General features: G+C 59.0%; 12 protein-coding genes. 8 read left to right on the plus strand and 4 right to left on the minus strand.

Going from position 1 to position 9163, the window contains the following annotated elements:
• The first annotated feature begins 64 nt into the window (after positions 1 to 64).
• The 4 genes from P3T25_RS35300 to P3T25_RS35315 all read left to right on the plus strand — a co-directional run bounded on the left by P3T25_RS35300 (position 65) and on the right by P3T25_RS35315 (position 3246).
• Positions 65 to 1249 (plus strand): acyltransferase family protein, encoded by a 1185-nt coding sequence (locus tag P3T25_RS35300; protein ID WP_429361701.1) that lies wholly within the window; start codon positions 65 to 67, stop codon positions 1247 to 1249.
• 140 nt (positions 1250 to 1389) lie between these two features.
• The gene (locus P3T25_RS35305; protein ID WP_429361703.1) at positions 1390 to 1581 is read left to right on the plus strand and encodes a DUF3008 family protein; all 192 of its coding nucleotides are present in this window, start codon (positions 1390 to 1392) and stop codon (positions 1579 to 1581) included.
• A 160-nt stretch (positions 1582 to 1741) separates the two neighbouring features.
• The gene (locus P3T25_RS35310) at positions 1742 to 2407 is read left to right on the plus strand and encodes a protein-L-isoaspartate(D-aspartate) O-methyltransferase (protein WP_429361705.1); all 666 of its coding nucleotides are present in this window, start codon (positions 1742 to 1744) and stop codon (positions 2405 to 2407) included.
• 473 nt (positions 2408 to 2880) lie between these two features.
• Positions 2881 to 3246, plus strand: a complete 366-nt coding sequence (locus P3T25_RS35315; RefSeq protein WP_429361707.1) for a hypothetical protein — start codon at positions 2881 to 2883, stop codon at positions 3244 to 3246.
• A gap of 437 nt (positions 3247 to 3683) precedes the next feature.
• On the opposite strand, the gene P3T25_RS35320 is transcribed toward P3T25_RS35315, so the two are convergent.
• The gene (locus P3T25_RS35320) at positions 3684 to 4403 is read right to left on the minus strand and encodes a hypothetical protein (protein WP_429361709.1); all 720 of its coding nucleotides are present in this window, start codon (positions 4401 to 4403) and stop codon (positions 3684 to 3686) included.
• Between the two features lie 626 nt (positions 4404 to 5029).
• Positions 5030 to 5164: an entericidin A/B family lipoprotein gene (locus P3T25_RS35325; protein ID WP_429361711.1), complete on the minus strand. Its 135-nt coding sequence runs from the start codon at positions 5162 to 5164 to the stop codon at positions 5030 to 5032.
• A 176-nt stretch (positions 5165 to 5340) separates the two neighbouring features.
• Between P3T25_RS35325 and P3T25_RS35330 the strand changes: the two genes are divergently transcribed.
• A complete protein-coding gene (locus P3T25_RS35330) occupies positions 5341 to 5652 on the plus strand; it encodes a hypothetical protein (protein ID WP_429361713.1) in 312 nt (103 codons plus the stop codon).
• A gap of 251 nt (positions 5653 to 5903) precedes the next feature.
• On the opposite strand, the gene P3T25_RS35335 is transcribed toward P3T25_RS35330, so the two are convergent.
• Complete coding sequence (locus tag P3T25_RS35335; RefSeq protein WP_429361715.1) at positions 5904 to 6101, minus strand: hypothetical protein; 198 nt, start codon at positions 6099 to 6101, stop codon at positions 5904 to 5906.
• Between the two features lie 705 nt (positions 6102 to 6806).
• The gene (locus P3T25_RS35340; protein ID WP_429361717.1) at positions 6807 to 6992 is read right to left on the minus strand and encodes a hypothetical protein; all 186 of its coding nucleotides are present in this window, start codon (positions 6990 to 6992) and stop codon (positions 6807 to 6809) included.
• A gap of 522 nt (positions 6993 to 7514) precedes the next feature.
• Between P3T25_RS35340 and P3T25_RS35345 the strand changes: the two genes are divergently transcribed.
• From P3T25_RS35345 to P3T25_RS35355, 3 genes are all read left to right on the plus strand, one after another.
• A complete protein-coding gene (locus P3T25_RS35345) occupies positions 7515 to 8078 on the plus strand; it encodes a TetR/AcrR family transcriptional regulator (protein ID WP_429361719.1) in 564 nt (187 codons plus the stop codon).
• A gap of 228 nt (positions 8079 to 8306) precedes the next feature.
• Positions 8307 to 8909 carry a short chain dehydrogenase gene (locus tag P3T25_RS35350; RefSeq protein ID WP_429361721.1) on the plus strand — a complete coding sequence of 201 codons (603 nt, stop codon included), beginning with the start codon at positions 8307 to 8309 and terminating at the stop codon, positions 8907 to 8909.
• A 105-nt stretch (positions 8910 to 9014) separates the two neighbouring features.
• On the plus strand, positions 9015 to 9163 hold a 149-nt coding region (locus P3T25_RS35355), incomplete at its 3' end, for an SDR family NAD(P)-dependent oxidoreductase (RefSeq protein WP_429361731.1).

The raw sequence follows: 9163 nt of genomic DNA on the forward strand, positions 1-9163 counted from the left end.
CGCCTTGTCCACGAAGCTCGCGGCCGCCTGATCGGGCGGCACGAACCGCGAGGAGGAAGTATCGATGGAAAAGGGACGTGTTGCCGCGCTCGACGCCGGTCGGGCGCTCGCGATCGTCGGTGTCGTTGCAGTACACCTGTCGTTTCAGTTTCCCAATTTGCCGCACAGCGTCACGCTGCTGGCGCGCATGGGCCAATACGGCGTGCAGCTGTTCTTCGTAATCAGCGCGATCACGATCTTCATGACGCTTGAAGCAGACCACGGACGTTGCACGGGCGCACGGCATGTCACATTGCGTTTCTATATCAAGCGTTTCTTTCGCATTGCCCCAATGTATTACGCCGCGATCGCCGTGTATGGACTGATCAGTTACGGCGCGACATGGTCAGGCTACGAACCCGCATGGGTGCTCGGCGCTCACGGCGCAACGGATATCCTGCTCAACGTGCTGTTTCTGCATGCGCTGTCGCCGACCGCGATCAACAACGTGGTACCGGGAGGGTGGTCGATCGGTGTCGAGATGCTGTTCTATCTGATCGCGCCGCTGCTGGTTTTTGTCGCGATGAACTGCACGCGGTTGCTGATCGCGACAGCGTTCCTGCTGGCACTGTCGGTCATCGCGTTGTCAATCGGCGACTGTCACGGCACGCTCGACTGTCATGTGACGAATAACTCGTTCAGCTATTTCTGGCCACCAGTGCAAGGGCCATGCTTCATTGTCGGAATGTGGGCGTGGTACGCGTTCCGCTCGCATCTGACGGGCGTATCCAGCGTAACGCGGAGCACAGCGTGGCTGATTTTTTTGCTCGCCTCAGGTTTCGCGCTCGCGACGGCGACGCTTGGTGTGTGGCTCGCGAAAGCACCTGAACTCGCGCCGGTCTTCGCCGCGTGCAGCGCAGTCGCGTTTCTGTTGTTCGTCTGCTCGCGCAGCCGCCGCGCGCCGGGCGACGATGCGCGCGGTGCGTACTTCCGCCGCTGTGCCGACGCGCTGGGCCGCGAAAGCTACGGTATCTACCTGTGGCACTTCATCTGCGTCTACGCGACCCTGCACTTTTTCGAGGGTGTGTTCGGGCAGAGCGGCCGGGAGACGTCGCTTGTGCTTTTCGTCGCGACAGTGCTGGCAGTGCTCGCCGTGTCGTATGCGTTCTCTCGCGTCTCCGACCGGATGATTCAGGGACGCGCGACGCGTCTGTCGCGCAGCATCCTCGCACATGTCGACCGGCGCTTTCACCGGAGTAACCGAGCGTGACGATCTCGACGAGGTGGCGTGATGAGCTGTACGTGCAGAGACCCTTGAGGCACGTCAGTTGCTGACAGGCAGGAGGGTGGTCCGCGACAGGACTGTCGGTGGATCGATAGCTAGTCTTTTAATTTGCAGGGGTGGGTCAAATGCCTGCGAAATCGAAAGCGCAACAGGTGGCCGCCGGAGTGGCGCAGGCCGCAAAGAAAGGGGAGAAGCCGGAAGCAGAACTAAAGGGTGCGGCGAAATCGATGTATGAGTCGATGAGCAAGGAACACCTTGAAGAATTTGCATCGGCCAGCCAGAAAGACAAATCAGCCCATAAATCAAAATCGGAATAAAAGAGTCTGCCGGGCGTGTGAGTCGCAATCCGGCGGTGGGAGCGTTCGGTGGCGAGATCGTCTCCGAGGGCAGTTTCGGTGCGCAAATCTGCCTGAGAAAATGCGAAGGTCTATGCAGTCCTGGGGCAGCGAGCCGCTACAGGAAGGAGGGAGAAAAACAGTGCATGAAGATTTGGCGGAGCCGCGAGAAACAATGATCGAGCGGCAACTGGTCGCGCGCGGCATCGCGGAGCCGCGCATTCTCGACGCGATGCGGCGCGTGCCGCGCGAGGCATTTCTGAGTCCCGATCTGCGCGAATTTGCTTATGCGGACGCAGCCCTCCCGATCGGAGCCGGCCAGACCATCACGCAACCGTTCATGGTCGCGCGGATGCTGGAGGCGGCGCGGCTCGAGTCGGACGACCGTGTACTGGAGATCGGCACGGGTTCCGGCTACGCGGCGGCCGTCCTCGCGGAAATGGTTGCACACGTCGATACGGTCGAGCGTCATCCACAACTGGCTGAGAGCGCCAGCGACCGGCTCAACACGCTCGGCTACGGCAACGTGAACGTCTACACCGCAGACGGCACACTCGGGCTGCCGGCGCTTGCGCCATTCGATGCAATCGTCGCCACCGCGTCCGGCCCGGGTGTGCCGCCCGCGTGGAGCGCGCAACTCGAGATCGGCGGCCGGCTCGTGATGCCAGTGGGTCCGGATCCGGAGCATCAGCGGCTGATCCGGCTGACTCGCGACAGCAGCACGACTTATCACGAGGAAATGCTCGACCTTGTGCGTTTTGTACCGTTGATTGGTGCTCAGGGTTGGGGCGACGTCGCAGGGCAGTGAGTCAACGCGGGCGCAGACATCATCCGAAGCCCCAGGGAAGAGACGGACTGACGGTTACCCCTCCACGATCCGAAGTGCGTCGGGTCCGCTCTATGCCCGTTTCACTTCGTGCCCATTCAGTTCCAGCAACGTGCCCAGTGCCTCCGTGGCGTCCGCGTTGTCGTCGACAAGGAGGATGCGCATTGGCGTCAACGTGCGCCTCGCGGTGATTGGCGCTTCGCCCGCCCTTTCGCAGACTATCGGGAGTTGCAGGGTGACTTCCGTCCCCCTGGACTTCGCCAGCGCTCGCAATCGTAACAGTGCCGTTGTGTGCCGTTACCAGATGCTTCACGACAGCCAGTCCAATTCCGAGTCCACCTTCTGCATGCCAGCGAGCCGACGCCGACTGGGCAAACATGTCAAAGACGTGTGGCAGCAGTGAAGTGTGGTAACTGTACCGTCGTAGTAAACCTGAGAAGCGGTGCAAAATCCTGGTGCCTTCAGCCAATGTCCGCAATTGGGCCGAACTCTGCCGGGTACGCCTGACTCGATTTCTGCTCGGAAGGATCTATCGATCGCGCCACGTTACTGTCAATGCAACCGGTCCGGCGGCGGCAGGACGCGACCCGGACAAATCGGCCAGCGCGGCAGCCGAACTGATGCGTTCGGTCAAAGGCTTTGTCGGCTACACCCTCGCACGCAGCGGCGATGGCGGATTCTCGGTGACTGTTTGCCAGGACAAGACAGGCATTGACGAAAGCGTGCAGAAGGCGAAGGACTGGATCGCGAAAAACGCCGGAAGCACGGGAGTGGGCGCGCCGGAGATATCGGAGGGACCAGTCCTCATCCACCTGAAGTAACTTTGCCTTGCGACTGGCAGCGCGTGAGTTCAGCGGGCGGATTGGGACGTACGCAACCGGCCACACCGTCCACTCCTCACGTCCACGTCTTGCCGGGTTCGTCCAGACCTGCCTTTTGCAGATCCTCCGGGCTCTTGACCATGCGGCACCTCTGGCTCTCATGCCGCCTGACATGCATTCAACGGACCCACGTCCGTACTATTCAGAAAAGCGGAGCGGGCAATCTGTTTTCTTCTTCATCGAGCGGCGAGTCGCGAACAAGCCGACGCACGCGACTCATGTCAAACGTTGAACGGCTGCTTCGGAGGAGACTGACCGGCCGGAGGAGGTCGCCCTGCGCCGGTCGCGACCGGCGCGCTACGGCCACGCCCCGTCGTTGGTCAGAGGCGCTTTCGGCGCAGTGACGCTCCGCACGCCGCTGCTGTCGTGCGCCCGCGTTAATCCAGGGAACTCGCCAGAGCGCGCAGAGTCTGGCTCGGATGATCTTCAATGGGGGAACCGTGCGACACGAGAATGCGCTTCAGCGACTCAAGTTCTGCCCATTGCAGAAGCTGAACGCGCAGCGCCTCTTTATCCTCGATGAGGATCAACTTCACCGGCTTCGGAATATGCGGCTCGTCCCCCGCGAATCCCATCACGCGCAGCAACCAGCCACCGAACCCGGATTCATGGCGAATGTTACCGACGAGATCGTTCAACACCAGCGTCGTGCCGTTCGGCGTGCGTATGACGAGCGCTGCCTCATGTCCACGCGTTCCAGGGACGGTCACGAACTGCACATTCGGATCGCCGAAGCTGGGGTCCGTCGTGTCGACGTGCACCGCTTCTTCCACCTTCGTCCGAGAGCCTTCTGGCGCAACGACCTGCATTGACGGGTAGCGCTCTTTCCAGACTCTTGCGTCCAGCCGATGATGGTCGTTGGGCACCACCAGAAACGCGGGCCGCCCGTATTCTTCGAGCGCTTGCATCTCGACCTCATCAAGCGCAATTGCGCTGAATACGACCAGTCGCGAGTCGTTCAAACGCGCCACGGTCATGCGTCGTGGGAGGTCGGTGAGCGGCATATGGAGTTCGCCGGTCACCGTGAGGACGTTTTCGTCGACTTCTGTGAGCTTGCCATGCGGCAACACTTTCCACTGCTGAAAAGGCTTAGTCATCGTCGAGCTCCGTTTTGCGGGCAGTCACTATAGACGTGGAGTGTGGGCGCAAGCCGAGGACAGTCAAGCGGATGGTGTGAATTGCGCTCGTGCTCATGCCAGATATCGGCGTAGTCGACGAGGTCGAAAGAGTATAAGCGTCGCCGTGGTCCTGACTAACCCTCACTCGGGCTGCGATCGACTCTTGCGTGCGCGCGGGATTCATTCGCGATCGGTTCTCGGTGGCCTCAATTGCCGGTCCAACATCCGCCAACGGGTCCGCGAGGCATAAGTCGAGACCGGCCGGGTGCGGCCAACAGTTCGAGCCGCACGAAGATAATTTGTGACCGTCCGCTAGCGGACCCACAGCCTACGGTCGCCGGTGATAACTTGACTTTTCCGTTCATCGGCCTGTTAAGAACAGAATCTGCGCCGCACGCTCGCGGTGAGCGCGTCGCTGTCGGTCAACAGATGGGCAGTGTCGTGCGCGCCGTTGTGAGAGGATAGGGCGATCACCGAGCGCCACTGAAAACGCGGCCCGTAGAGGCGCCCCGTTTGCTGCGATGATTGGGAGCGAATGGGTTTGTTGAGTTCGGCTCCTGGCTTCGGGGCTTGATTTCGTTGGCGCACTCGCTCAGTTGGCTCCCTTACTTGGCTTCCTGTGCCTCATTCTTGATCGCCTGGCCTCCCTTCGAAATGTCCTGGCCTGCGCCCGCCATCGTGTTGCAGCCGCCGAGAACTGCGGTACCAGCAATCAGCATCCATGCAATCAATCGAATCATTATCTTCCCCCTGTTCAAATCAGGATCGGACCAGATTAATTTTAGACGAATTTGCCGTCGGTGCTGCCTGTTTCGCCTGTTGGCATCGTTTGACCCGGCATCCGTTGAAGCTCGTTAATTCTGCTAGGGGTTCCCTTTGATTATGCGTTTTCCCGGGGTAGCACGATCTTGGTCTCATGCCGATGCGCTCGTGGAAACCGGCGGTTTGCCCTGTTCCTTTCATTTCGGAAAGCGTGGCATTACCCGTCGATTGGCACGTCGAACCGCGTCCGACAACCTGGGCATTTGAATGGCTCGAAGTTACCTGGCGCCAGCAATGCCGCGAGCGACTGCTCCTCGCCAGCGAGGTAGCAGACTGGGCACGGAAACGCTTCGTGCGATCGAAGCCGGTGCCACCGATCGACAAACCGCTGAATGTCGATCGGCTGGGTGCCGTTCGCTTCGAGGTGGTCGAGAAGCACGTGGAACAGAGCGGGGCTTTGCATTGAGACCTCCGCAGCAATTTCAAGCCATCGTAGCATCCGTCAGCCATGCGCGGCTGAATGATCAAGGCGCGCCTGCATCTGTTCGAGAACAGCCTGATGTTCCCAGCGGCTCACCCGTCGTTGAAGTCAACGCGAACTCCATCAATTGCGTAGATGGACACCGCGGGTCCCGTCGTGAGTCTCGAGGATGGCACGATCAGTTCATGGGTTGACTCGCTTAGGGCGCGGATTTAGCCGCGCGTGGCGCGGTCGGATCAATTGTGCATGTCCCGCACATACGCTCGGCCATTTTCTGTGATCAGACACCCACCGTGTGGGGCCGCCGAAATCAGGTCGCGCTCTTCCAGTTCGGTTTGGATGTCCCATTCAACCATGAGAGGTGGGTCGCTCGCCGCGCGTTGGCTGAGTTCCAGAAGCGTTTCTTGCGCTTTGGTGCTGAGCTCTTGTGCCATGGTCGTCTCCTTCCAGGTCTTCAAGGAATTCTAGTGTGAAGCAACGTCCGATCCCTTTCACTGACGCAAAAGCGAGTGATCGCGAAGTCCACAACCATCAAAGGCCGGGGTGGCAGATCTGGCAGGTGTGTGGTGAAGGCGGTTGAGCTTACCTCGGGAGGCCTGCGCGCCACCGGCGCTTTTCTGGCTCGCTCCTCCGGCCGGGTAGGCCTCACATCTGGTTTCTGTTCGTCAGGTCGTGTTTGCTACACGCTTCCTTCAGACCCCACCTCGCGACGACGCCCTTGCGTTTCGCTAGTCCTTCACCATCATCAGGTTGGACAGGGGACTCGCACCCCCAAGCTGTGGCCCATCTTCGGCGCACAAAAAAAAGCCGCAGACATTGCTGCGGCCCGAAACACACACGTCGCGCAAGGGGCGCTGACGTGGGTTCCATCGTACACATCCGCGTTTCTGAAGCAATCAGGTGTCTCGTCTGAATATATGCGAGAGGCCGCATTGCCGCATCTACCGTGGGGCGCGGCTATGTTAATCGCGGCCGCAGGCGTTGCAGAATGGCAACAGGGCCAGTCGTCCCGCGCCAGGATGATGTAACCCGGACTGTCACTTGGCCGGGGTCCTGGCTGGCATATCGCAGTGCCGTATCGATAAATCAGTGTCCGGGCTGGCAATGTTGCCGTCCCGCGCGTCGATCCACTCAATCGCCTATTGGCGCGCAACCTCGATCGCCTCGTCCTGATTGTCGAACCGGGCAAGATCGCGCTCGATGTGCATTTCCGCGTCCGCGTCGTCGACAGGTGACGCGCGGATGACCCGCGCATGTGCGAAGAACTGACCAAACCAGAAATCCGGGGTTGCGTCAATGACCCAGCCGCGGTACTCGAACTCCATGATTACTCCGATACCTGGCTAGTCGGAATTCGAACAGACAAAGCATGGATTCATCAGGCTGAATTCGCTAAGCCTCCAAGGTTGAATTGCCGACGTCGGGGACGACGAGCAGGCAGCACGTTGTCTTCGGGCCGCAATACTGTTATAGATCCGCGCCAGTGCTTCGGGAGCCAGTAGCTGTCGTTCGGCCGCGTGAGCAAGTGGTCACTCATGTGACCGATCTACCTCGCAAGTCGCCGTTGAAGGGAAAATTAAAAAATGTGCGGCTACGACTCCTGAAAACGCAGGGCAAATCAGCTCGTCTGTGTAACGCAAAAAACACGGGTTTTGAACCACGCCCCTGACGCTTATGGAACATCGGCCGACGAGTGAACAAAGGACGAGCCCCTCAGAAGCGACTTCAGCGGCAACACCAAGGCTGTCAGGATCAAGGGCCGAGGCTGGCAGGAAGCAAGCCGGAGGCTTGACAGGTTTGCCTATCCTCTCTCATACTAAGTTGGATGACTGACTTAAGGCACAAACATGGCTAGAACAAATAGCGATAAACGATCGAGGCTGGTTAGTGCGGCAGTGGACCTGGCGTACCAGAACGGGTTCGGCGCCACCTCGCTTGCCGACATCGCGCGCGAGGCCGAGGTTCCTGTGGGCAACGTCTATTATTACTTCAAGACCAAGGACGAGATTGGCGAGGCGATCGTCGAGTCAAGGCTAGCGCAGCTGTCCGCGCAGCGGCAGCGATGGAGCGAAGCCGGATCGCCCAAGGATCGGCTTTGCGCCTGCGTCCAAGGCGTCTTCGAGAACAAGGATTCCTTGGCGCAGCACGGCTGCGCGGTCGGGACGTTTTGCTCCGAGCTCCACAAGGCGGGCGGCCCGATCGCCACCAGATCGACCGAGATCTTCGCTCAACACCTGGCCTGGATCGAGAGCCAGTTTCGGGCACTCGGGAAGGGGAAAGATTCCAGCGGCCTTGCGGTGCACCTGCTTTCCGCCATGCAAGGCGTTTCGGTCCTGGCTCATACCTTTCATGACCCCGGTCTTGTGGCGACGGAGACCAGGCGCCTCAAGAGTTGGATACAAAGCCTGTGAGACACCGGGCGGGCTGAACCCGCAGGCCCACACGGCGAAGCCGGAAGCGGGCCGAGCAAAATGCCCATCGCAGTGAGTTAGGAAGCTGACATCAAATCGGAGTGGTAAGGCAAGAATTCATCTATTATGGACTACCATTTAGTCAGTTGACTGACTTAAATACACCCAGTCATTGGCACTGAATAATTTATGACACAACAGGTCCTAAGCGGGCAGAACGGAGTTTTTATGAAAATTATTTTGATTGGCGCAAACGGAAAGATCGGCGAGCTGGTTCAAAAGGCATTGGCGGGTGCTGGCCATGAGATAGTCAAGGTCGGCCACAAATCTGGCGATTTTCAAGTCGAGATCGAGAACCGCGAAAGTGTCAAGGAGCTTTATCAAGCCGTCGGCTCGTTTGATGCCGTGGCCATTGCAGCAGGCCAAGTCGCATTTGCTCCGCTTTCGGAACTCACCGCTGAAAAGTGGCAGTTCTCGTTGGGAAGCAAACTCATGGGTCAGATCAATCTGGTTCAGGAGGCGATCCCGTTCATCAAAGAAAAAGGATCCTTCACTTTGGTTTCGGGCATTCTCAATGACGACCCGATCATCGCCGGCGTCGCGGCTTCAACCGTCTCGGGCGCGCTGGAAGCTTTTGTTCGGGCTGCCGCAATTGAGCTTCCTAAGGGACTGCGTATCAATGTAGTGAGTCCCACGATGCTAAAAGAATCCGAATCTCAATTTGCCCAGTTCTTCACCGGCATGATTCCGGTCGAAGGATGGAAAGTTGCACAGGCCTACAAACGCGCTATCTTGGGGGCGCAAACTGGCCGCGTTTACAAAGTTGAATGAGCTTACCCAGCGTTTATTCGAAGACCGCCCATCAACGTTCTGAGCCGTCTCGTCGACTTGGAGTGCGATTTGTAAATGGTCACATAACTTGGGAGGTATTTAATTATGAAACTCACGAGCAATACGATTTTGATCACTGGCGGCGCCAGCGGCATCGGTTACGAACTCACCAAACAACTCACAGCACTTGGTAACACGATTCTTATTACGGGCCGCGACCAAGCTAAGTTGGACCGTGCGAAAGCGGCCTTTCC

The organism is Paraburkholderia sp. GAS32 (assembly GCF_050434225.1).
GTDB lineage: Bacteria > Pseudomonadota > Gammaproteobacteria > Burkholderiales > Burkholderiaceae > Paraburkholderia > Paraburkholderia madseniana.